Annotated in this window: 1 pseudogene; it reads right to left on the bottom strand. The window is 71.9% G+C overall.

What is annotated here, in order from left to right:
• Positions 1 to 402: pseudogene (locus ACLZOT_RS50230) on the bottom strand (uridine kinase); the annotation flags it as partial.

The following is a 402-nucleotide window of genomic DNA, read 5'->3' as shown; positions in this document are numbered from 1 at the left end:
CACGCAGGATGCCGCGGGTCATCGGCGCGCACCAGGACATCGGCGGCACGGGCCGGGTCGATCTCCCGGTCGTAGCGCTCGAAGGCCGGGAGGGTCCAGTGCTCGGCCTCGGGGGTGCGGCGGCGCAGGGCGCCGGACGAGAGGAGGACATGGACGGTCAGGTCGAAGGGGAACCAGTGGCGCAGAAGGAGGGGGCCGTGCAGCAACAGGAAGCCACCGAGCGGGAGTTGGACATAGGGACTGCGGGTAGCCCGGTCGGTGACCGGGTCCCACAGGTCGGGCAGGACGCGGCCGTCGCCGCCGGGTTCGAGGGGACCGAAGACCTCGCGCCACAGGGCGCCGGTGTCGAACCAGCCGTCGTAGTAGGCCTCCACATCCTGGTGGCCGTACTCCAGGCGGACC

The sequence above is a fragment of the Streptomyces sp. 4F14 genome, from assembly GCF_048159485.1.
Taxonomy (GTDB): Bacteria; Actinomycetota; Actinomycetes; order Streptomycetales; family Streptomycetaceae; genus Streptomyces.
This window is presented reverse-complemented; position numbering and strand designations above follow the sequence as displayed.